The organism is Burkholderia sp. ABCPW 111 (genome assembly GCF_000773065.1).
Taxonomy (GTDB): Bacteria; Pseudomonadota; Gammaproteobacteria; order Burkholderiales; family Burkholderiaceae; genus Burkholderia; species Burkholderia savannae.
On the sequence record NZ_JPWT01000061.1, the window covers coordinates 51,384 to 72,285 of the forward strand.

Annotated in this window: 21 protein-coding genes and 1 pseudogene; 12 read left to right on the forward strand and 10 right to left on the reverse strand. The window is 67.5% G+C overall.

Going from position 1 to position 20,902, the window contains the following annotated elements; genetic code table 11:
• The first annotated feature begins 4 nt into the window (after positions 1 to 4).
• Positions 5 to 946 (forward strand): SMP-30/gluconolactonase/LRE family protein, encoded by a 942-nt coding sequence (locus X946_RS11790; RefSeq protein ID WP_038747578.1) that lies wholly within the window; start codon positions 5 to 7, stop codon positions 944 to 946.
• 752 nt (positions 947 to 1,698) lie between these two features.
• Here the strand turns inward: X946_RS11790 and X946_RS11795 are convergent.
• Positions 1,699 to 2,115 (reverse strand): DUF3005 domain-containing protein, encoded by a 417-nt coding sequence (locus X946_RS11795; RefSeq protein WP_038747502.1) that lies wholly within the window; start codon positions 2,113 to 2,115, stop codon positions 1,699 to 1,701.
• A 269-nt stretch (positions 2,116 to 2,384) separates the two neighbouring features.
• On the opposite strand from X946_RS11795, the gene X946_RS11800 reads away from it, so the two are divergent.
• Complete coding sequence (locus X946_RS11800; protein ID WP_038747504.1) at positions 2,385 to 2,621, forward strand: HlyU family transcriptional regulator; 237 nt, start codon at positions 2,385 to 2,387, stop codon at positions 2,619 to 2,621.
• 124 nt (positions 2,622 to 2,745) lie between these two features.
• Complete coding sequence (gene epsC / locus X946_RS11805; protein ID WP_038747507.1) at positions 2,746 to 3,669, forward strand: serine O-acetyltransferase EpsC; 924 nt, start codon at positions 2,746 to 2,748, stop codon at positions 3,667 to 3,669.
• A 137-nt stretch (positions 3,670 to 3,806) separates the two neighbouring features.
• Here epsC and X946_RS11810 read toward each other — a convergent pair whose 3' ends face one another.
• From X946_RS11810 to X946_RS11820, 3 genes are all read right to left on the reverse strand, one after another.
• Positions 3,807 to 4,610, reverse strand: coding sequence for an SDR family oxidoreductase (locus X946_RS11810; RefSeq protein ID WP_038747509.1), 804 nt, complete (start codon positions 4,608 to 4,610; stop codon positions 3,807 to 3,809).
• Positions 4,610 to 5,341: a GTP cyclohydrolase I FolE gene (folE, locus tag X946_RS11815; RefSeq protein WP_081989521.1), complete on the reverse strand. Its 732-nt coding sequence runs from the start codon at positions 5,339 to 5,341 to the stop codon at positions 4,610 to 4,612. Before folE ends, X946_RS11810 begins: the two co-directional genes overlap by 1 nt.
• A gap of 143 nt (positions 5,342 to 5,484) precedes the next feature.
• The gene (locus tag X946_RS11820; RefSeq protein ID WP_038747514.1) at positions 5,485 to 6,408 is read right to left on the reverse strand and encodes a LysR family transcriptional regulator; all 924 of its coding nucleotides are present in this window, start codon (positions 6,406 to 6,408) and stop codon (positions 5,485 to 5,487) included.
• Between the two features lie 166 nt (positions 6,409 to 6,574).
• Between X946_RS11820 and X946_RS11825 the strand changes: the two genes are divergently transcribed.
• The 7 genes from X946_RS11825 (at position 6,575) to X946_RS11855 (ending at position 13,635) form a co-directional block, all read left to right on the forward strand.
• Positions 6,575 to 7,798, forward strand: a complete 1,224-nt coding sequence (locus X946_RS11825) for a 4-hydroxybenzoate 3-monooxygenase (protein ID WP_038747518.1) — start codon at positions 6,575 to 6,577, stop codon at positions 7,796 to 7,798.
• A 204-nt stretch (positions 7,799 to 8,002) separates the two neighbouring features.
• A complete protein-coding gene (locus X946_RS11830) occupies positions 8,003 to 8,716 on the forward strand; it encodes a 3-oxoacid CoA-transferase subunit A (protein ID WP_038747520.1) in 714 nt (237 codons plus the stop codon).
• An 18-nt stretch (positions 8,717 to 8,734) separates the two neighbouring features.
• Positions 8,735 to 9,391 carry a CoA transferase subunit B gene (locus X946_RS11835; protein WP_038747523.1) on the forward strand — a complete coding sequence of 219 codons (657 nt, stop codon included), beginning with the start codon at positions 8,735 to 8,737 and terminating at the stop codon, positions 9,389 to 9,391.
• Between the two features lie 139 nt (positions 9,392 to 9,530).
• A complete protein-coding gene (locus X946_RS11840; protein WP_038747526.1) occupies positions 9,531 to 10,889 on the forward strand; it encodes a 3-carboxy-cis,cis-muconate cycloisomerase in 1,359 nt (452 codons plus the stop codon).
• 12 nt (positions 10,890 to 10,901) lie between these two features.
• A complete protein-coding gene (pcaD, locus tag X946_RS11845) occupies positions 10,902 to 11,687 on the forward strand; it encodes a 3-oxoadipate enol-lactonase (RefSeq protein ID WP_038747529.1) in 786 nt (261 codons plus the stop codon).
• A 15-nt stretch (positions 11,688 to 11,702) separates the two neighbouring features.
• Positions 11,703 to 12,086, forward strand: coding sequence for a 4-carboxymuconolactone decarboxylase (gene pcaC / locus X946_RS11850; protein WP_038747531.1), 384 nt, complete (start codon positions 11,703 to 11,705; stop codon positions 12,084 to 12,086).
• 193 nt (positions 12,087 to 12,279) lie between these two features.
• A complete protein-coding gene (locus tag X946_RS11855) occupies positions 12,280 to 13,635 on the forward strand; it encodes an MFS transporter (protein WP_038747535.1) in 1,356 nt (451 codons plus the stop codon).
• A 49-nt stretch (positions 13,636 to 13,684) separates the two neighbouring features.
• On the opposite strand, the gene X946_RS11860 is transcribed toward X946_RS11855, so the two are convergent.
• The 4 genes and pseudogenes from X946_RS11860 to merA form a co-directional block, all read right to left on the reverse strand.
• Positions 13,685 to 13,933 (reverse strand): hypothetical protein, encoded by a 249-nt coding sequence (locus tag X946_RS11860; protein WP_009894598.1) that lies wholly within the window; start codon positions 13,931 to 13,933, stop codon positions 13,685 to 13,687.
• Between the two features lie 108 nt (positions 13,934 to 14,041).
• A complete protein-coding gene (locus X946_RS11865) occupies positions 14,042 to 14,659 on the reverse strand; it encodes a LysE family translocator (RefSeq protein WP_038747538.1) in 618 nt (205 codons plus the stop codon).
• A 315-nt stretch (positions 14,660 to 14,974) separates the two neighbouring features.
• A complete protein-coding gene (merB, locus tag X946_RS11870; protein WP_038747540.1) occupies positions 14,975 to 15,652 on the reverse strand; it encodes an organomercurial lyase MerB in 678 nt (225 codons plus the stop codon).
• A 13-nt stretch (positions 15,653 to 15,665) separates the two neighbouring features.
• Positions 15,666 to 17,057 (reverse strand): annotated as a pseudogene (gene merA, locus X946_RS11875) (mercury(II) reductase); the annotation flags it as partial.
• A gap of 711 nt (positions 17,058 to 17,768) precedes the next feature.
• Here merA and merR point away from each other — a divergent pair.
• Complete coding sequence (gene merR, locus X946_RS11880) at positions 17,769 to 18,179, forward strand: Hg(II)-responsive transcriptional regulator (protein WP_038747543.1); 411 nt, start codon at positions 17,769 to 17,771, stop codon at positions 18,177 to 18,179.
• Positions 18,180 to 18,682: 503 nt separating this feature from the next.
• Here merR and X946_RS11885 read toward each other — a convergent pair.
• Both X946_RS11885 and X946_RS11890 read right to left on the reverse strand, forming a co-directional pair.
• Complete coding sequence (locus tag X946_RS11885) at positions 18,683 to 19,102, reverse strand: secondary thiamine-phosphate synthase enzyme YjbQ (RefSeq protein ID WP_038747546.1); 420 nt, start codon at positions 19,100 to 19,102, stop codon at positions 18,683 to 18,685.
• Between the two features lie 21 nt (positions 19,103 to 19,123).
• Positions 19,124 to 19,450 carry a thioredoxin family protein gene (locus X946_RS11890; protein WP_038747585.1) on the reverse strand — a complete coding sequence of 109 codons (327 nt, stop codon included), beginning with the start codon at positions 19,448 to 19,450 and terminating at the stop codon, positions 19,124 to 19,126.
• Between the two features lie 723 nt (positions 19,451 to 20,173).
• Here X946_RS11890 and X946_RS11895 point away from each other — a divergent pair.
• Positions 20,174 to 20,866 carry a hypothetical protein gene (locus X946_RS11895; RefSeq protein WP_038747549.1) on the forward strand — a complete coding sequence of 231 codons (693 nt, stop codon included), beginning with the start codon at positions 20,174 to 20,176 and terminating at the stop codon, positions 20,864 to 20,866.
• Positions 20,867 to 20,902: the final 36 nt, after the last annotated feature.

Here is a 20,902-nt window from a genome sequence, read left to right on the forward strand (position 1 = left end):
CGCGATGCGCGAAATCGAATCCAGGCGCTATCCCGATCCGGCCGTGCGCGTGCTCGATCCGCGTTTCGACGCGCTGCGCATCCGGTCGGCGTCCGTCGAATGCCTGTTTCAGGGCGCGCGCTGGGCCGAGGGGCCGGTGTGGTTCGGCGACGGGCGTTACTTGCTGTGGAGCGACATCCCGAACAATCGGCTCCTGCGCTGGGACGAGCAGAGCGGCGCGGTCGGCGTGTTCCGCCAGCCGTCGAACAACGCGAACGGCAACACGCGCGATCGCGCGGGGCGGCTCGTCACCTGCGAGCACCTGACGCGCCGCGTCACGCGCACCGAGTACGACGGCTCGATCACGGTGCTCGCCGAACGCTTCGAAGGCAGGCGCCTGAATTCGCCGAACGACGTGATCGTGAAGTCCGACGGCTCGATCTGGTTCAGCGATCCGGACTTCGGCATCCAGAGCTTTTACGAAGGCGAGAAGCAGGAGCCGGAATTGCCCGAGCGCGTTTATCGGATCGATCCGCACACGAGAGAGCTCGAAGCCGTCGTCGACGGCGTGCCGGGGCCGAACGGCCTCGCATTTTCGCCGGACGAATCGATACTCTACGTCGTCGAATCGAAGGGCCGGCCGCGCACGATCCGCGCTTACGATGTTGCGAGCGACGGCAAATCGGTGCGCAACGAACGCGTGCTGATCGATGCGGGAGAGGGGACGCCCGACGGTTTTCGCGTCGACGCGCACGGCAACCTGTGGTGCGGCTGGGGGATGGGCGCCGACGAGCTCGACGGCGTGCGCGTGTTCACGCCGGAAGGCGACGCGATCGGGCACATCGCGTTGCCCGAGCGTTGCGCGAACGTCTGCTTCGGCGGACGGCACAGGAACCGGCTGTTCATGGCGGCGAGCCATGGCTTGTATTCGCTGTACGTGAACGCGCAAGGGGTGGCGGGCGGTTGAGCGCGGGCGCGTCGCGATGCGCGTGGCTCGCGTCGCGGTTCGGCCTCCTGCGTTCGGGCGTTGCGCATGCGTTGCGTTGCGTCGCGTCGCGTCGCAACGCCGTAGGTTGCGCCGCGCCGACGCGCACCGCGTGCAGGTCGGCTCGAGCGCGGCAGCAGGCGGCGCGGCGTCCGTTGTCGAAATCCGGATCGACGCTATCACCGCTTTCCGGGGCAACCGCACATCGATATCGACGCTGGTACCGGTACCGATTTCGCCGATGCCGCGAAAACCGATGACGCCGCATCGACGCGCGCGGCAACTGAGGGCGCGCATGTGCGTTTCGCGATGAAGCACGTGCGTTTCGTGAAGCGTGGTGAAGCGATGCGGCAGCGGCGATCGGCGACGTTTACCGTTCGTTACGCATTGCAAGTCGCGCGAGCGCAACTCCGTTGCGTGCGCGTCGGCTTATCTCGAAAAGATTCGGCATGCGCCGACCGGCGAAAACGCTATGCGTCGCGCCTGCGCGCACATTCAAACGCCCGAATCAAACGATCGGCCCGATTGAATGCGCAGTCGAGCTAGTCTCTCGGCATACGAATGCGAACGCGGCCGAACGGCGCGCCCGTCCTGCGGCGGTGACGATCGCCCGGCTTGCGAGCCGACACCGCATCGGCGGCACGCAACAGCGGCACGCATCAGCGCGCGCCGGCACGCACGCAACGACAACGCCGACATGCACGCCGACATGCACGCCGACATCAACACCGACATCAACGCGGAATCGGCGCGAACTCGACGATGCGACCCGGCCGGCGCGGCGGATGATAAGGCAGCGCAAACTCGTCGGCCGCGCGCGCATCGCGCGACGCGGCGGCGTCGAACCCCTTGTCGACGACGGTATAGCCCGAGCGCAGCGCAAACTGCGGATGATTGCCGGCGGGCCGGCTGTCGAAGCCGGCGAAGCCGTCGGGCGTCTCGGGCATCGCATTGACGAGCGACGCGTTGCTCGTCGTGATCTGGTCAGGAGAAATCGGCCCGCCGCTTGCAATGCGGGCGGCCTCGCGGTTCTTGCCGTCGGTGTCGACGGTGCTGTCGTGCGTCGCGTCGTTGTACAGCTCGACGCTGCGCGGATGCGCGCGGCCGGCGTCGGCGGGCGCCCTGCGTTCGAACGGATTCATCGCGATCATCCTCGCGGCGCGACGCCCGGATCTTGCAAGACCCGTTCCGGGCAAGACGGAAAAGGACGCGCGTGCGAGCGCCGCCGTCGCGCCGCGTGTCACGCTTTCCAAATAATTATTTCAGCTAGAAGACGCGTTTTCTACAGAGTATGATTCTTTTCCGACAAAGCGGTGCGCGACATTTGGCGCACCCGCTTTCGCCCGCATCGGGCGCCGCGGCATCCTTAACGGACGGGTAGCGAAGAAGAAGGTAAAGGGGACTTAAGGTGGGCGGACTTATGCACTCTACGACTACGGCATTCACGCATCGCGGGTACCTGCTGAACTGTGCGCCGGCGCGCTCAAGCGACGGCTCGTTTCAGCCTTACGTCGTCATCTCCCGATCGAGCGACGGCGAGCTGGTCGCGAATCGTTTCTTTCCCTCCGATCTGCATTTCAACGACGAAGACGCGGCGATCGCGCATGCGCGCGATTGGGCCGTCCGATGGATCGACGCGAGCAGTCTCACGATTTAGGACGGCGCGGCGAAGCGCGCGGCGGCGTGCACGCCGCTGACGCGGCAAAAACGCGGTAATCTTGCGGAACCCGTCACTTTTATTGGACGGCCGTGCGCCGAAGCGCGGCCGTACGTTTTTGCCCATGTCGAAATCCGCCCGAAACTGGGACCTCGAACACATCGTCGCCGAGCTGCGCGAATCGCGCGAGAAGCTGCACCGGACGCGCCATCCGCGCGGCATTCGCGAACTGCCTTCGCGCGACGCGATCTGCACGATCGTCTCGGGCCTGCGCGCGTCGATGTTCCCGACGCATTACGGCGCGCCCGATCTGACCGACGAGACCGTCGACTACTACGTCGGCCACACGCTCGAAAGCACGCTGCGCCTGCTCGCCGAGCAGATCCGCCGCGCGCTGCCGTTCCTCCCCGAGCACGCTGACACGCCGCCCGCCGCGCTCGCCGAACGCGCGTTCGGAATCGCGCGCGAGCTGGGCACGCAACTGCCCGGCATCCGCGCGCTGCTCGTCAGCGACATTCAGGCCGCGTACGCCGGCGATCCGGCCGCGCAGCACATCACCGAGATCCTGCTCTGCTATCCGGGCGTGCTCGCGATGATGCACCACCGGCTCGCGCACGCGCTGTATCAGCTCGGCGTGCCGCTGCTCGCGCGGTTCATCAACGAGATCGCGCATTCGGCGACGGGCATCGACATCCATCCGGGCGCGCAAATCGGCCCGAGCTTCTTCATCGACCATGGCACGGGTGTCGTGATCGGCGAGACAGCGATCATCGGCGAGCGGGTGCGGCTCTATCAGGCGGTCACGCTCGGCGCGAAGAGCTTCCCCGCCGACGGCGACGGGGTGCTCGTCAAGGGCAACGCGCGGCATCCGGTCGTCGAGGACGACGTCGTGATCTATGCGGGCGCGACGATCCTCGGCCGCGTGACGATCGGCAAGGGTTCGGTGATCGGCGGCAACGTGTGGCTCACGCACAGCGTGCCGCCCGGCAGCAGCGTCGCGCAAGGGAAGATCCGCGAGAGCGACAAGGAGCAGATCGAGAAGGATTGAGCGGATGGCGCGGTTGCCGCTTGACGGCACCGCCGCGCTCGCTCACGCTGATTGCGGCTTGCGGCTTGCGGCTTGCGGCTTGCGGCTTGCGGCTTGCGGCTCGTCGGCAACCGGTTGCCGCAGTCGCCCTTGCCGGATCAATGCTCACCGGCCGGCGAACGATGCTTGTACAGCACGTCCTGATCGACACGGATCAGGTTCTGTCCCGCGTCGACGACGAAATCGGCGCCGTTGTAGGCCGGCCCGGTCAGCAGCAGGATCGCGTCCGCGACGTCGTCCGGCCCGGCGATCCGCGCGAGCGGCGTCGATGCGCGGCTCGCGTGCTCGAAGTCGGCCTGCGTCTGGTCGTCGCTCGGCAGCATCAATCCCGGGAACACGGCGTTCACGCGCAGCACCGGGCTCGCCGACAGCGCGAGCATCTGCGTGAGATTGCCGAGCGCCGCTTTCGCGACCGTGTAGCTGAAATGGTCGCGATGGAAGTTTTCCTTGATCTTCTGATCGACGACGTTGATCACGACGCCCTGCGCGCCCGCCGCCTTCGCGCGCTCGTAGTACGCGCGCGTGAGCAGGATCGGCGCGCGGCAGTTGATCGCCCACGCGTTGTCGAACGCAGCGAGATCGAAGCTCGGCAGATGGTCCTGCCAGAACACCGACGCGTTGTTCACGAGCACGTCGAGACGGCCAAAGCGCGCGTAGACCGCATCGACGAGACACGCGATCGCATCCGCGTGCGCGAGGTCCGCCTGCAGCGCGACGGCCTCGCCGCCCGACGATTCGATTTCGCGCGCGACGGCCTGCGCGGCATCGGCCGAGCGGTCGTAGTGCACGGCGACGCGATAACCGCGCGCGGCGAAGCGCAGCGCGAAGGCGCGGCCCGCGCGGCGAGCGGCGCCCGTCACGAGCACGACGGGTGCGGCGGCTGGATTCAAGCTCGACTGCATTACGTATTCGTCAGGTTGACCGAGGAAGGATTCGCGACGATCGACAGGAATTCGCGGCGCGTAGTCGGATCGGTGCGGAACGTGCCGAGCATGCGCGACGTCACCATCTCGACGCCGGGCTTGTGGATGCCGCGCGTCGAGATGCACTGGTGCGCGGCCTCGAGGATCACGCCGACGCCCTTCGGCTGCAGCACGTCGAACAGCGTGTCGGCGATCTGCACGGTCATCTTTTCCTGGATCTGCAGGCGTTTCGCGAATGCGTCGACGAGCCGCGCGAGCTTCGAGATGCCGACGACGCGATGGTTCGGCAGATACGCGACATGCGCGCGGCCGATGATCGGCACCATATGGTGCTCGCAATAGCTTTCGAAGCGGATGTCCTTCAGCACGATCATCTCGTCGTAGCCGTCGACTTCGCTGAACGTGCGCGCGAGGATGTCGCGCGGTTCGAGCGCGTAGCCGGAGAAAAATTCCTCGTACGCGCGCACGACGCGCGCCGGCGTGTCGGCGAGGCCCTCGCGCGCCGGATCGTCGCCTGCCCAGCGAAGCAGCACGCGAACGGCCGCTTCGGCTTCGTCGCGGCTCGGCCGGGGCGTGGCCGGGGGAAGCGTCGCGGGCTTGCGAGCCGCGTTGCGGGCCGTCTGCTTGCTCGCCGTTTCGTTCGTCTTGTTGGCCGCCGCCTTGCGTACGGTCGGGGCCGCGCGCTTGCTCGCGGTCTTTCCTTTAGCCATATCCTCTGAACTCCGTGAAGACCGCCGATGCTGCGGCCGGTCGATCATTGTTTCATGCTTTCGCTGCGTGCGTGCGCTGTGGTTCGCTTTTGCGAACGACGGGCGTGTGTTGCCGCACGCGCGGCTCTGCGCGGTCATTTCGGTCATTTCGGCCATTCGTCGAGCGCGTCGTTGAATAGCCCGGCGACGACGCCGCGCAGCCACGCGATGCTCGGATCGTTGTGGAACTTGCGATGCCAATGCTGCTTCAGGTCGAAGCGCGGCAACGGCAGCGGCGGCTCGACGAGCGTGATCGATGCGTGCTCGGTCGCGTACGCGTAGCCGATCGCGTGCGGGACCGTCGCGATCAGGTCGGTGCGGCTCAGGATGAACGGCAGGCTCATGAAGTGCGGCGTTTCGAGCACTGCCCGGCGCGCGAGCCGCCGCTTCGCCAGATGCCGCTCGAGCACTTCCTGGCTGCGGCCCTCCGCGTGCACGACCGCGTGGCCGCACGCGAGAAACTGCTCGAGCGTGAGCGGCCGCTCCGCAAGCGGATGGCCGCGCCGCAGCAGGCAGATGAAGCGGTGCGTGAAGAGCCGCTGCTGAAAGAAGTTGGTGCCGCCGAGATCCGGAAAGTAGCCGATCGCGAGATCGACGCGGCCGTCCTCGAGCGCGTGCCCGACCTCCGCGTGCGGCAGCGAAACCGAACGCAGGTTCGCCTGCGGCGCGCGTTCCGCCAGCGCTTGCAGCAGCCTCGGCAGGAACACGATCTCGCCGACGTCGGACAACGCGATCGCGAACGTGCGCGCGCTCTTCGCCGGATCGAAGTCGTGCGGCGCGACGAGCCCGCGCTCGATGCTCGCGAGCGCGTCGCGCGCGGCGGGGATCAGCGCGAGCGCGCGCGGCGTAGGCTCCATGCCGCGCGACGTCCGCACGAAGAGCGGATCGCCGAAGTGCTCGCGCAACCGCCCGAGCGCGGCGCTCACGCGCGGCTGGCTGACGCCGAGCAGCTCGCCTGCGCGGCTCACGTTGCGCGTCTCGTGGAGCGCGACCAGGTACGGAATGAGGTTCAGATCGAGTTCGGGCATCGCGTCGCTACTATTGAAAATCCGTATACAACTTATCTCCTGAATTGCGTTGCCGCATAGTCGGGATAGCGCCGACAATCGGTTCGCCATTCGAATCAATGTTCACATTTCATGCAGCCGGTGCAAGCGCCGAAGCGCTGACTCCGGTCGACACAGGAGACGAACAATGCGCACGCAAGTCGCGATCATCGGCGCCGGTCCGTCCGGGTTGCTTCTTTCCCATCTGCTTCGCCTGCAAGGCGTCGAATCCGTCGTGCTCGAAACGCGTTCGCGCGAATACTGCGAGAACCGCATCCGCGCCGGCGTGCTCGAGCAAGGCACCGTCGACACGCTGAACGAAGCCGGTCTGGGCGCGCGGATGCGGCGCGAGGGCCTCGTTCACCATGGCGTCGAGCTGCTGTTCGGCGGCCGCCGCCACCGGATCGACTTCGGTGACCTGACACCCGGCCGGGCGATCACCGTCTACAGCCAGCACGAGGTCGTGCGCGATCTGATCGCGGCCGCGCTCGAGCACGGCCAGCCGACCCATTTCGACGTGCGCGACGTCGCGCTGCACGACGTGGCGACCGGGCGGCCGTCGGTGACGTTCTCGCATGCGGACGGGCGCACCGAGCGCATCGACTGCGACTACGTCGCCGGCTGCGACGGCTTTCACGGCATCGCCCGCCGGACGATTCCCGCCGAGCGGCTGCGCACGTTCGAGCGCGTGTATCCGTACGCTTGGCTCGGCATCCTCGCCGAGGCGGCGCCGTCGCTCGACGAGCTCGTCTATGCACATCATGCGCGCGGCTTCGCGCTGTTCTCGATGCGCTCGCCGACCGTCACCCGACTGTACCTGCAATGCCGGCCCGACGAGAACCTGGCCGAATGGCCGGACGAGCGGATCTGGGAAGAGCTGCGCACGCGCTTCGAGAACGACAGCGGCTGGATGCCGAGCGAAGGCCGCATCACGCAGAAGAGCGTGACGCCGATGCGCAGCTTCGTGTCCGAGACGATGCAGTACGGGCGGCTGTTCCTGGCGGGCGATGCCGCGCACATCGTGCCGCCGACGGGCGCGAAGGGGATGAACCTCGCGGTCGCCGACGTCCGGGCGCTGTCGCGCGCGCTCGGCGCGCGCTACCGCGACGGCCGCGACGACTTGCTCGACGCGTACTCGTCAACCTGCCTGGAACGGGTATGGCGCGCTGAGCATTTTTCGTATTGCATGACGAACATGCTGCATCCGTGCGCCGACGATTCGCCGTTCGTCAATCGGCTCAGGCGCGCCGAGCTCGAGTACGTCACGCGTTCGCGTGCGGCCGCGCAGTCGCTCGCGGAAAACTACGTCGGCTTGCCGTTCGACGACGCGTCGCGCGCCACGCCTTCCTTCGGCGCGGCCGCCGCCGCGTGAGCGCATCGCGCGGAAATCGCGCAAGGCAGGCCCGCGCGCCGTCGTCTTGACAATTCTGCGCGCGCGCCTCTATGATCGGCACACCGTTCGCTAATCGAATCTGAGTTCGTAATTCGAACAAATCGGATCGCCTGGCGAAGCGCGCAGCCATGCGCGAACGCGTGCCGCAGCGGGCGGCGCGCGCGGATTCGCACAGGAAGAGACATGGTCAACAAGATTTTCGATTCCCTCCAGTCGGCGGTGGCCGACGTCCGCGACGGCGCGACGATCATGATCGGCGGCTTCGGCACGGCCGGGATGCCCGCCGAGCTGATCGACGCGCTGATCGCGCACGGCGCGCGCGAGCTGACGATCGTCAACAACAACGCCGGCAACGGCGAGACGGGCCTCGCCGCGCTGCTGAAGGCGAAGCGCGTGCGCAAGATCATCTGCTCGTTCCCGCGCCAGGCCGATTCGCAAGTGTTCGATGCGCTGTATCGCGCGGGCGAGATCGAGCTCGAGCTGGTGCCGCAAGGCAATCTCGCCGAGCGGATTCGCGCGGCGGGCGCCGGCATCGGCGGATTTTTCTCGCCGACCGGCTACGGCACGAAGCTCGCCGAAGGCAAGGAAACGCGCGTGATCGACGGCAAGCACTACGTGTTCGAAACGCCGATTCACGCGGATTTCGCGCTCGTGAAGGCGTACAAGGGTGACCGCTGGGGCAATCTCGTCTATCGGAAGACCGCGCGCAACTTCGGCCCGGTGATGGCGATGGCCGCGAAAACGTCGATCGTGCAGGTGTCGCAAGTCGTGCCGCTCGGCGCGCTGAATCCCGAGCACGTCGTGACGCCCGGCATCTTCGTGCAGCGCATCGTCGAAGTGCCGCAGGCCGCGCATGCGGCCGAGCTGGCCGCCGAGCGCGCCGCGAGCGCCGCCTGAATCCCCGAGGAGAGCACGATGAAACGACTGACCCGCGACGACATGGCCAAGCGCGTCGCGCAAGACATTCCCGAAGGCGCGTACGTGAACCTCGGCATCGGCGTGCCGACGCTCGTCGCGAACCATCTCGATCCGCGCAAGGAAATCTTCCTGCACAGCGAGAACGGCCTGCTCGGCATGGGCCCGGCCCCCGCGGCGGGCGAAGAGGACGACGAGCTGATCAATGCCGGCAAGCAGCACGTGACGCTGCTCACGGGCGGCGCGTACTTTCATCACGCGGATTCGTTCGCGATGATGCGCGGCGGCCATCTCGACTATTGCGTGCTCGGCGCGTTCCAGGTATCCGCGAAAGGCGATCTCGCGAACTGGCATACGGGCGCGCCCGATGCGATTCCCGCGGTCGGCGGCGCGATGGATCTCGCGATCGGCGCGAAGCAGGTGTTCGTGATGATGGAGCACCTGACGAAGCAGGGCGAAAGCAAGATCGTCGCGCAATGCTCGTATCCGGTGACGGGCGTGCGCTGCGTCGATCGCATTTATACCGATCTCGCGGTGCTCGACGTGACGAGCGACGGGCTCGCCGTGCGCGAGATCTTCGCCGGCATCTCGTTCGACGAGCTGCAGAAGCTCACGGGCGTGCCGCTCGTCGACGCGACGCAGAAGGCCGCCGCATAACGCGGCGGCGCGCGGCGCCGCACGCGTTTGTTTCGCCCGGCCGCCTGGCGTGTCGCCGAGGTTGGCCGAACGGACGAGCGCGCGCCGTTCGGCGCTTCGGTGGACAATAAGCGCAATCCGTTTTTTTCCGATCGATCCCATGCTCGAAGACAGCGCCCGCCTGACCTCCCTCATCTGTGCGAGCGAATCGCTGAATCAGATCTGGTCGCCGCGCGCGACGTTGCAGCGCATGCTCGACGTCGAAGCGGCGCTTGCCCGCGCGCTCGCCGCCCACGGCGTGATTCCGGCGAGCGCGGTGCAGCCGATCGAGGCGACGTGCACGGCCGACGCGCTCGACGCGCAGGCGCTGATGCGCGACGCGGCGCTCGGCGGCAATCTCGCGATTCCGCTCGTCAGGCAGTTGACCGCGCGCGTGAAGGCGCGCGACGCCGAAGCGGCGAAATTCGTGCACTGGGGCGCGACGAGCCAGGACATCATCGACACGGCGACGGTGCTGCAGCTGCGCGACACGTTCGACTGGCTCGAGCCGCTGCTGCGCGACACGTGCGCGACGCTCGCGACGCTCGCCGCCGCGCATCGCGCGACGCCGATGATCGGCCGCACGTGGCTGCAGCAGGCGCTGCCGATCACGCTCGGATTGAAGTTCGCGCAATGGCTCGACGCGCTGCTTCGTCATCGCGAGCGTATCGCCGCGTTGCGCGAGCGCACGCTCGCGCTGCAGTTCGGCGGGGCGGCGGGCACGCTCGCGAGCCTGCGCGACGCGGCGCCGGCGGTTGCGCGCGCGCTCGCGGACGACTTGCGGCTCGCGCTGCCGGCCGTGCCGTGGCACACGCAGCGCGACCGGATCGCCGAGACGGCGGCTTGCTTCGGGATGCTGATCGGCACGCTCGGCAAGATCGCGCGCGACGTTTCGCTGTCGATGCAGACCGAGATCGGCGAACTCGCCGAGCCTGCCGCGGCCGGCAAGGGCGGTTCGTCGACGATGCCGCACAAGCGCAACCCGGTCGGCTGCGCGGCCGTGCTGACCGCGGCCGTGCGCGCGCCGGGGCTCGTCTCCACCGTGTTCGCCGGCATGGTTCAGGAGCACGAGCGTGCGCTCGGCGGCTGGCAGGCCGAATGGGACGCGCTGCCCGAACTCGCGCGGCTCGCGGGCGGCGCGCTCGCGCAGGTCGCGCAGATCGTCGCCGGCCTGAACGTCGACGTCGCGCGTCTCGCCGCGAATCTCGACGCGACGCACGGCCTCGTGCTCGGCGAAGCGGTGATGCTCGCGCTCGGCGACAAGATCGGCCGGCTCGACGCGCATCATCTCGTCGAGCGCGCATCGAAGGAAGCCGTGCGCAGCGGCCGCCCGCTGTACCACGTGCTCGCCGCCGATCCGGACGTCGCGGCGCACATCGCGCCCGACGCGCTGCGCCAGTTGCTCGATCCCGCTCATTACGTCGGCGAGGCGCATGCCTACGTCGACGCCGTGCTCGCGCTCCATGCGAGCCGCCACTAAGGAGAGATTCCCATGCCTTTCGCATCAGTCAACGGAGTGCGGCTGCATTACCGGATCGACCGCGCGACGCGCGCCGGCGCACCGTGGCTCGTGTTCTCGAATTCGCTTGGTGCGGACCTGTCGATGTGGGCGCCGCAGATCGGCCCGCTGACGGCGCACTTCAACCTGCTGCGCTACGACACGCGCGGTCACGGTCACTCCGACGCGCCGGCCGGCTCGTATTCGATCGAGCAACTGACGGGCGACGTGATCGGCCTGCTCGACCACGTCGGGATCGAGCGCGCGCATTTCTGTGGAATCTCGATGGGCGGCCTCACGGGCGCGGCGCTCGCCGCGCGCCATGCGAGCCGCATCGATCGCGCGGTGCTGTCGAATACGTCCGCGAAAATCGGCTCGCCGCAAGTGTGGGGGCCGCGCGCGCAACAGGCGCGCGCCGAAGGAATGGCGGCGCTCGCCGACGCGGTGCTGCCGCGCTGGTTCACGGCCGCGTTCTTCGAGCGCGAGCCGCGCCTCATCGACGTGATTCGCGACACGTTCAATCACACGGACAAGGAAGGCTACGCGGCGAATTGCGACGCGCTGAACGCCGCCGATCTGCGCGACGAAGTGAAGGGCATTCGCGTGCCGACGCTCGTCGTGACGGGCGCGCACGACATGTCGACGCCGCCCGACCAGGGCCGCGCGCTCGCCGCCGCGGTCGCGGGGGCGGAGCACGTCGAATTCGACTGCGCGCACATCTCGAACATCGAATGCGCGGACGGCTTCAATCGCACGCTGACCGATTTCCTGACGGCGTGACGCGAGGGCATCGAGATGAATGACGACCAACGTTACGAAGCGGGCATGAAGGTGCGCCGCGCGGTGCTCGGCGATGCGCACGTCGAGCGCTCGCTCGCGAATCGCACCGAGCTGACCGAAGAGTTCCAGAACCTGATCACGCGCTATGCATGGGGCGAGATCTGGACGCGCGAAGGCCTGCCGCGCCACACGCGCAGCCTGCTGACGATTGCGATGATGGTTGCGCTCAATCGCGGCGAAGAGCTCGCGCTGCATCTGCGCGCAGCGAAGAACAACGGCGTGACGCGCGACGAGATCAAGGAAGTGTTGCTGCAGACCGCCATCTACTGCGGCGTGCCTGCAGCGAATTCGGCATTTCACCTCGCGCAGCGCATCTTCAGCGAAGACGACGCGGCCTGACGCCGCGCGGTGCAAGAGACAAGCGAGACGCTAGCGACAAAAGAGACGCGAGAGGCACAAGAGACACGAGCAAGAAACGACACACCGCACGGGCGGCGCGCCGAACGGCCGCCGCCCGTGCGCGACGACATGCGCCGGCATCGCATCGGCGCGGGACGCGAACGCGTCGATTACAAACCCAACGGAGACAGCAATGACCCACCTCGCGCGCCAGCTCGATGTGCAGCAGTTCATCGACGAACGGCGCTTTTCGCCCTATCAGTGGCTGATTCTGATCCTGTGCTTTTTGATCGTCGCGGCGGACGGCTTCGACACCGCCGCGATCGGCTTCGTCGCGCCCGCCCTCGGCCAGGAATGGCACGTGGCGAAGGCCGCGCTCGGCCCGGTGATGAGCGCGGCGCTCGTCGGCCTCGCGCTCGGCGCGCTCACGGCGGGGCCGCTCGCCGACCGGATCGGCCGCAAGCGCGTGCTGGTCGGCTCGGTCGTGCTGTTCGGACTCTTCAGCATCGGCTGCGCATTCACGCAATCGGTGACGGAGCTTGCGGTGCTGCGGCTGTTGACGGGGCTCGGACTCGGCGCCGCGATGCCGAACGCGACGACGCTGATGGCCGAGTACGCGCCGCACGCGAAACGCTCGTTCCTCGTCAACACGATGTTCTGCGGCTTCACGCTCGGCTCGTCGGCGGGCGGCCTCGTCGCCGCCGCGCTGATTCCGGATCACGGCTGGCGCAGCGTGTTCGTCGTCGGCGGCGTTGCGCCGCTCCTGCTCGGCGCGCTGCTGATCGCGCTGCCGGAGTCGATCCGCTTCATGGTGTTGCGCGGCGCGCCGCACGAGCGGATCGCCGCGGTGCTGCGCAGGATCGCGCCCGGCACGACGTTCGACGGCGTGCGCTTCGTGCTGCCCGACGAACGCGGCGAGCAGCGGCGTTCGGGGGCGGCCGTCGTGTTGTCGCCGCGCTATCGCGCGGGCACCGCGATGCTGTGGCTCACTTACTTCATGGGGCTGCTCGTCTACTACCTGTTGACGAGCTGGCTGCCGACGCTGATTCGCGACACCGGCTTCACCGTGCGCGACGCGGCGCTCGTCACCGCGCTGTTTCCGCTCGGCGGCGGCATCGGCGCGATTGCGACCGGCTGGCTGATGGACCGCTTCGAGCCGCATCGCGTGATCGCGTTCACGTATGCGCTGACGGCGCTGTTCGTATGGATGATCGGATTGCAGGCCGGGCATCTCGCGCTGCTGGCGACCGTCGTGTTCGTCGCGGGCGTTTGCATGAACGGCGCGCAATCGTCGCTGCCGGCGCTCGCGGCGGCGTTCTATCCGACGAGCGGACGCGCGACGGGCGTAGCGTGGATGCTAGGCGTCGGGCGCTTCGGCGGGATTCTGGGAGCGTTTTCGGGAGGCTTGCTGCTGCAGGCGCAGCTGGGATTTGGCACGATTTTTTCGATGCTCGCCGTGCCGGCGCTGATCGCGGCGGGTGCGCTGATGGTCAAGCGCGCGGCGGCGCTGCGCGACGTAGAGCCGGACGCGCCGGCGCGTTCGGCATGATCGGCGCGAGCCGCTGCGAAGATCGACGGGGCGGCGTGTTCGCGCCCCGTCATTCCTCGGCGTCGTGGACCTTCGCGAAGTGGCGAAGGTACGCGCGCAATGCAGCTTCGCGGCTGCGGTGATCGGCGGGCGTCGATGCGCCCATCTCTTCCTCGTCGCCGAACAGCGCGGACGGCGCGCCGTAAGTGCCCACTTCGACGCGCTCGCGCAGCACGCGAATCAGGTGCGCGCGATGGCGATACTCCGCGACCCAATGCAGGCCTTCGATCCGATCGCCTGCTTTCAGCAGTGGCTTCATCTGCGTTCTCCCGGCCGGGACGGGTTCGCGGGGCAGCGAACCGACGTCCGGAAGGAAAGCGTACGCTTTACCGGATCGGATCACAACGGGCGAGGCGTTTCAGTGGCTTCAGTGGCCGGCCACCTTGGCGAGCATCGGATAAAGCGACAGAACGAGCAGCGCGGCCATCGTGATGTTGAACGCGCGCAGCCAGCGCGGATTCGACAGGAAGCCGCGCAGCCCCTGACCGAACGCGGCCCAGATGCTGATGCTCGGCAGGCCGACGCAGACGAACACGAGTGCCATCCAGACGGCGTTGCGGCCGTAGTCCGCGGAGAGCTGGATCGTCGTCGCGGCGGTCAGCACCATCATCCATGCTTTCGGATTGACCCATTGGAACGCGATCGCCTCGACGAACGTCATCGGGCGCGACTTGCCGTGGTGAGCGCGCACTTCGCCTGACGTGCCGATGCGCCATGCGAGATACAGCAGGTAGACGATGCTGGCGGTTTCGAGGAGCGCATAGAGCACGGGGATTCGCTTGAACGCTTCGCCGAGGCCGAAGCCGACCGACAGCATCAGAATCGCGACGCCCACGCTGATGCCGAACATGTGCGGCAGCGTGCGGCGAAAGCCGAAGTTGACGCCGGACGCGAGCAGCATCGTGTTGTTCGGGCCGGGGGTGATCGAGGTGACGAGCGCGAACAGCATGCCGGCGGGCAGCGCACTGACGGTGAGGTAGTTCATGGTGGTGCTCTCTTCGTCCGGGACAAAGCAAGGATGACGAAGCGAGTTTAGTGGACGATGGCAGTACAGTACCGATACAGTTTGCGGAATGGTTGCCAGTACGGGGCGGGTCATTACAGGTGCGGACTATCCCATCCGATGATGATCGGATGGCATTGCCGCCTGAAGACGGGGTTTCCGCGGCGGACGCGAGCTTCGCCCTATTCCATTCACGTCGAACGAATCTGCGCGCCGACGCCGTCTCACGTCACGGTGCTCCCGCGGGCGACGCAAACAGAGCGGCAAGGCAGCCGTACGCACAGCCCGGCGCGCGACTCACGATCGTTCGGACGCCTCATGGCATCCGCCGCCGGGCTGCCGCCCTCGCACGGCTTGCAGCAAGTGTTGCGCGCACGCGTATCCCACGTTGAATGCCATGCGAGCATCGACGATGTCGACGCCCGGTTGCGTTGATGCCCACGCTCGTCCGATCTCGGCGGAGGCGAAGAAATGCACCTGGCAGCAGAACGCCGCTCGGATTGGGCGGCTGCCGCACGGCGACACGAGCGACACGGCCGCGCCGGCCGGCTCGACATTTAGCAAGCTACCCTGCTGCGCGGCGACGGTCAGTGTGACGGGCTCGCCGGTCGCGGCACAGCGCGAGACGACGTGCGCCGTTTGGCCGATCAACATCGGGAAAAAAAACCCATCGAATGCGCACCACGTGTACAGGCGCCGGCCGCCGACATCGAGCGCGTGCGCTGTTTGTCGCAGCGTGAGCCCGTACCCGACTACGTTGCCGTCATCGTCCCATTCCATATCGACGGCGTGACCCAGCATCGCCGCGACGCGCTCGCGAGGCCATGCGAGCGCCGCGGCAAGCGCGGCGGGCGATACGGCACTTCCCTTCGCCAGCTCGCGCAAGAGCGCGACGAATAGCTGGCCGAAGCCTTCGGGCCGATCGGCCTGCGTCAAGCGATCGATAAGGTCAGTCGCATAGCGATCAATATTCACGATTGCCTCCCGGTCATCCGGCGCAGCACGAGAGTCGCGCCACGTCCTTGGCGAAGGCCTGGGCCGCGAGCTTCAGGGCCTCCACCATCGTCAGGTAGGGGAACAGCTGATCGGCCAGTTCCCGCACGGTCATCCGCGACCGGATGACGAGCGCCGCGGCCTGAATGAGTTCGCCCGCTTCGGGCGCGACCGCCTGCATGCCGAGCAGCCTGCCGGTACGGGCCTCGGCGACGAGCTTGATGAAGCCGCGCGTGTCGAAGTTGACCAACGCGCGCGGCACGTGCTCGAGCGAGAGCGTGCGGCTGTCGGTCGCGATGCCGGCTCGGCGAGCGCGCGCTTCGTCGTAGCCGACGGTCGCCACTTGCGGGTCCGTAAACGCGGCAGCCGGCAAGATGTCCAGATCGAGCGCCGCATCGCCTCCCGTCATGTTGATCGCCGCCCGTGTGCCGGCTGCCGCCGCGACATAGACAAAGCGCGGCTGGCTGGTGCAATCGCCGGCCGCGTAGATATGCGGGACACCAGTGCGCATGCGCTCGTCGACCACGACGGCTCCTTGCGCGTCGACGGCGATGCCGGCCGCTGCCGGCGCGAGTTCTTCTGTATTCGGCGTGCGACCGGTTGCGATCAGCAACCGGTCGGCCCGCAGCTCGCCGTTTTCCGTGCCGAGCACGAATTCGCCGTTGGCATGGCCGACGCGATCGACATGCGTGTGCTCGCGCACGTCGATTCCTTCGGCGCGGAATGCATTCGTCAACGCTTGCCCGATCGCAGGATCTTCGCGAAAGAACAGCGTGTGGCGCGCGAGGATCGACACGCGACTGCCCAGCCGGGCGAAGGCTTGCGCAAGTTCGACGGCCGCCGTCGACGAGCCGATGACAGCGAGCCGCGCCGGAATGGCGTCGCTCGCGAGCGCATCCGTCGAGGTCCAGTATGGCGTGCCGGCCAGACCGGGAACGGCCGGAATCGCGGGGCGCGCGCCCGTTGCGATCAGACAGCGGTCGAACGGCACTTCGCGCTCGCCGCCTGCATTCAGCCTGACCGCCAGGCGGTTTCCATCGAGGAATCGGGCTTCGCCTTGCAGCACCGTGATATCCGGATGACCGTCGAGAATGGTCTCGTATTTTGCGCGCCGCAGTTCGTCGACGCGCGCCTGCTGCTGAGCCAGCAGCCGATCGCGCAGAATGGCCGGAGATCCTGGAAGGATGCCGCTGTCGAACGGGCTTTCGCGGCGCAACTGCGCGATATGTGCCGCGCGGATCAGGATTTTCGACGGCACGCAGCCCACGTTGACGCAAGTGCCGCCGATCGTGCCGCGCTCGACGAGCGTCACGCGAGCGCTGTGCTCGACGGCCTTCAGCGCCGCGGCCGTCGCGGCGGCGCCGCTGCCGATCACGGCCACGCGCAGCGCGTTTTTCATTGGGATCATGCGTACCCTCCTTCTTCTTGCGATCAGGGGCAAGGACGTTCGCGCCGCTTCAATCAGCCACGTCGGTCCGAAATCTCGAGGCTCCCAGTTTCGCGGCGTGCCGTCGGCGAGACGATGCGCCGAAGCGCGCGGGATCGATGACGCTCGGGCATGCCGCCCATGTTCCGTGAGGCGCGGGCAGCATGACGGCTTTCGTCGCGGACCGGGACGGAGTGTCGATGGGCGCGGCCGGGACCGATGATCCATCGAGGTTTTCTCATCGCCGGCACGTTTCGTCGCCTTTCGCCGCCTTTCGCGCGAGGCGATGCGCACACGTCGCTCGACTGGAGACCGGCGGGCCTGGGCCGCACGGAAGATCCATCGCGAAGCGAGGGACAACACATGCGGCGCCATGTCGATGAATAGCGGGCGATGCGACATCATCGCGGCCCATCGGTCGCGCCACGCGCCTGGAACGTTTAGCGCCGCCGATGCCGGCGGGCCGAGGCCACTCGTCGACGCGAGCAGGACCGCGATTGCGCCGGACGCCGGCGCCCCTGCGACTGTGACTGCGACTGCGACTGCGACTGCGACTGCGACCGCGACTGCGACCGCGACCGCGACCGCGACCGAGGCATGCGACTACTCCTATTCGAATTGTCTTCCGATGGTGTAAGGTTAGTTCCGTACTTAAGTACGGAGTCAACGGGCATGGGGACTGAAACGGGGAATCTGACGATCGGCGCTTTCGCCGCGGCGGCGGATGTCAGCGTCGAAACGATCCGGTTCTACCAGCGCAAAGGGCTGCTGAATGAACCCGACAAGCCATACGGCCGCATTCGCCGCTATGGCGCGGCCGACGTCGCGCGGGTTCGGTTCGTGAAGTCGGCCCAGCGGCTCGGGTTCAGCCTGGACGAGGTGGCCGAACTGCTGAAGCTCGACGACGGCCCGTATTGCGCGGAAGCGAGCCGCCTGGCCGAGCGCAAGCTCGACGACATCCGGGCGAAAATCGCGGATCTCGCACGCATGGAGGTGGTCCTGGCGCAATTGGTGGGGGCCTGCCATGTGAACGAGGGCAACGTGTCGTGCCCGCTGATCGCGTCGTTGCAAGGGGCGATGTGACGTGAACTCGGGCCGATCGGGCCGGCCGCCGACCAGCGCCGCGGGCCTTGCCTGCGCGAACCGTACGCCGAACTGAATTCATCGCGACTTCGCGGGTGAGATTGTCGACGCGGCGCGGCTGCCGACGCTGGCTGCGTGACAAGGCAAGCCGGCACTTTTATGTGTCGGTCCGCGCCGGGCGCGCCACTCACGGGTCGATCAGGGTTGGTTCGTCGCCCGTGAGCGGCGCCGAGATTTGGCCGTCATTCGGCGCGTGACCCCGACTTCACGGCGCTCGCCGCGCAAGAGCCGGCTGGGCTGTCGCCGCGAACCTGTTGAGGGCCGGCCCGGCGGAAAGCCGGCCTCGGCCTGAAGGTCGGCGTGTCCGGCCGCGTCTCGATGGCAAGCGGATGCCGATGCATCCCCGACATGCGCCCGGAGTCAGCAGGTTGCCGCACCCAACCGCGCGCGGCCGGCTTCGCGATGCGCGGCGGTGCTTCCGCGATGCCGCACGGCACGCACGTTCATTCGCCGATCAGATGCAGCACGATGTCGCGCCGATGCGCGGCGCGGCGATGCTCGAACAGATAGATGCCTTGCCACGTGCCGAGCACCATGCGCCCGTGCTCGACGGGAATCGACAGCTGCACCTGAGTCAGCGCCGCGCGTAGATGCGCGGGCATGTCGTCCGGGCCTTCGGTTGCGTGTTCGTAGCGCGAATCGTCCTCGGGGGCGAGTTCGGCGAAGTAGCGTTCCAGGTCGCGCTGCACCGACGGGTCCGCATTCTCCTGGATCAGCAGCGAAGCGGACGTGTGCCGGCAGAACACGGTGAGCAGGCCGGTGCGGATCGACTGCTGATCGACGAACGCGCGCGCCTGCGGCGTGAACTCGACGAGGCCGCGCCCGCGCGCCTCGACGGCGATGTGTTGAATCGACTGTTGCATGATGATTGGGTGCCGGTGGGCTCATTCCAGCGCGGCGAAGCCGTGGGATTCGATTTGCTCGGCGCTGACCGGGCGAACGACGCGCGCGACCTCCACGCCATCGCGCAGGAACACCAGCGTCGGCCAGAGCTTGATGCCGAACGAGCGGCCGAGCGGGCGGCCGGGGCCGTCTTCGATTTTCAGGTGGCGGACATCGGGGTGCGGCAAGAACGCATCGCGAATCGCGGGCTGTGCGCCCGTGCAGATGCCGCACCAGTTCGCACCGAACTCGATGACGGTGGCTCCGGCGAGCGAGTCGACTTCCGGGCGTGTGGGCGCGTCGGCGGTATAGGCTTGTGGAGGGTTCATCATGGCTCCATGTGCTTGATGAAAGCGTCACTGCGTCGTGGCCGTATTCGAGGCCGGTGCTTTTACTGTAGCGGAAACTGTAGCGGAAAAAGGGTGCGATGGTGTCGGGCAATTCGGCTTGCCGCCGCGAGCCGCGACGAATCGAATCCGTCCTGCAAGAGGCGAACTCTCCGAACAGTTGATCGACGGCGGCGCGCATCCGTTCAAAAGGCGGCTATTCCAGCGATGTAGTCGGCCAAGGACATCTTGTCCGGAGCGGCTTCGCGGAGCACGTCGGGTACGACTGGCGTCTTGTCGACCGACGCTGGAGAACCACGGCTCGCCACGCTATTGCGACAGCCTACGGCAGTCGTTGGTTCTCGGAAAAGGCGCACGCGGCGTCGATACGTTGCCGTTGAACCCGAGCTCGCCGTTTCGGCGGTTGCTTGCGGCCGTCGCATCGTACGGAAATCGCCGATACGGCGGCCGCTCCGCGCGATGCGACGGCGAACGTGGAATGCGAATCCGGCGTCGCGGCGCGTTGGCGCCGCGCGTGGCAAATCTAGCACGGCCATTGCGATTGCCCGGCTGCGCCGGCGCCTCGTGGAGCGAGCGCAAGATACGGTCACGATCGAGATCGGCGCGGCGAGCGCTTTCTCGACCCAGGACCTAGAATTGGACGTAGCGCCCGCTTCCCGGCGCGAAACCGGTCGACTTTTCCTCCTTCTAGCGACTGCAGCGGCCATGAACATTCACAACGCGCGCGTCATTCGCCCGGCGCTGGGCGCACTTTGCGTCGCATCGCTTGCAACGCTCCACGCGTGCGGCGGCGAGGCATGTTTCGGTTTCGACGGGTGTTTCAACAATAACGGCGTGCAGACCGTCACGCTGTCCGGCACCGCCGCCACCGGCCGGGCGCTCGCGAGCGCGGCGGTCAACGTCGACTGCACGCAGGGCTCGGCCGCCACGCTGTCGGACGGCGGCGGCCACTACAGCATCACGTTCGATGCGACGCTTCCTTGCACTATCACCGTGACCTCCGGAGGCACGAGCCTGCACTCGCTCGCCTATGCCGGCGGGACGTTCAATACGACGCCCGAAACCGAGTTGCTGCTCGTCTACGTCGCTGCGCAGCTCGGCACGAATACGGCCCGCCTGATCGGGGATCTGCCGAACAACTCGCGCTTCCAGCAGGTGCTGGAGAATCAGACGGACGTGCTGGCCGCGCAAACGGCAATCGTCGCGAATCTCCAGCAGCGCTATGCGGTTGCGTTCGCGACGCCGGCGTTCCTGACGACGCCGTTTTTCGTCGGACAAGCGGGCGTCGACGGCGATCTCGGCGCGCTCGCGGGTGCGGGCGCGATCGACCCCAACGGCATGCCCGATCCGGTCGCCGTGTCGCTGTTGCAACAGGCAGGCGCCGCGCACCCGCTTTGAGCGGCGTACGCGGCAGCGTTCCCGGTGAACACGGAC

What these genes read in the sequence shown, in the direction of transcription:
- X946_RS11790 (WP_038747578.1), top strand. Translation starts at nt 5, where the DNA reads ATGCGCGAAATCGAATCCAGGCGCTATCCCGATCCGGCCGTGCGCGTG.
- X946_RS11860 (WP_009894598.1), bottom strand. Translation starts at nt 13,933, where the DNA reads ATGAAGCCACTGCTGAAAGCAGGCGATCGGATCGAAGGCCTGCATTGG.
- merR (WP_038747543.1), top strand. Translation starts at nt 17,769, where the DNA reads ATGGGGACTGAAACGGGGAATCTGACGATCGGCGCTTTCGCCGCGGCG.
- epsC (WP_038747507.1), top strand. Translation starts at nt 2,746, where the DNA reads ATGTCGAAATCCGCCCGAAACTGGGACCTCGAACACATCGTCGCCGAG.
- X946_RS11810 (WP_038747509.1), bottom strand. Translation starts at nt 4,610, where the DNA reads ATGCAGTCGAGCTTGAATCCAGCCGCCGCACCCGTCGTGCTCGTGACG.
- pcaD (WP_038747529.1), top strand. Translation starts at nt 10,902, where the DNA reads ATGCCTTTCGCATCAGTCAACGGAGTGCGGCTGCATTACCGGATCGAC.
- X946_RS11855 (WP_038747535.1), top strand. Translation starts at nt 12,280, where the DNA reads ATGACCCACCTCGCGCGCCAGCTCGATGTGCAGCAGTTCATCGACGAA.
- X946_RS11885 (WP_038747546.1), bottom strand. Translation starts at nt 19,102, where the DNA reads ATGCAACAGTCGATTCAACACATCGCCGTCGAGGCGCGCGGGCGCGGC.
- X946_RS11800 (WP_038747504.1), top strand. Translation starts at nt 2,385, where the DNA reads ATGCACTCTACGACTACGGCATTCACGCATCGCGGGTACCTGCTGAAC.
- X946_RS11865 (WP_038747538.1), bottom strand. Translation starts at nt 14,659, where the DNA reads ATGAACTACCTCACCGTCAGTGCGCTGCCCGCCGGCATGCTGTTCGCG.
- pcaC (WP_038747531.1), top strand. Translation starts at nt 11,703, where the DNA reads ATGAATGACGACCAACGTTACGAAGCGGGCATGAAGGTGCGCCGCGCG.
- folE (WP_081989521.1), bottom strand. Translation starts at nt 5,341, where the DNA reads ATGGCTAAAGGAAAGACCGCGAGCAAGCGCGCGGCCCCGACCGTACGC.
- X946_RS11825 (WP_038747518.1), top strand. Translation starts at nt 6,575, where the DNA reads ATGCGCACGCAAGTCGCGATCATCGGCGCCGGTCCGTCCGGGTTGCTT.
- X946_RS11840 (WP_038747526.1), top strand. Translation starts at nt 9,531, where the DNA reads ATGCTCGAAGACAGCGCCCGCCTGACCTCCCTCATCTGTGCGAGCGAA.
- X946_RS11890 (WP_038747585.1), bottom strand. Translation starts at nt 19,450, where the DNA reads ATGAACCCTCCACAAGCCTATACCGCCGACGCGCCCACACGCCCGGAA.
- X946_RS11835 (WP_038747523.1), top strand. Translation starts at nt 8,735, where the DNA reads ATGAAACGACTGACCCGCGACGACATGGCCAAGCGCGTCGCGCAAGAC.
- X946_RS11895 (WP_038747549.1), top strand. Translation starts at nt 20,174, where the DNA reads ATGAACATTCACAACGCGCGCGTCATTCGCCCGGCGCTGGGCGCACTT.
- X946_RS11820 (WP_038747514.1), bottom strand. Translation starts at nt 6,408, where the DNA reads ATGCCCGAACTCGATCTGAACCTCATTCCGTACCTGGTCGCGCTCCAC.
- X946_RS11795 (WP_038747502.1), bottom strand. Translation starts at nt 2,115, where the DNA reads ATGATCGCGATGAATCCGTTCGAACGCAGGGCGCCCGCCGACGCCGGC.
- X946_RS11830 (WP_038747520.1), top strand. Translation starts at nt 8,003, where the DNA reads ATGGTCAACAAGATTTTCGATTCCCTCCAGTCGGCGGTGGCCGACGTC.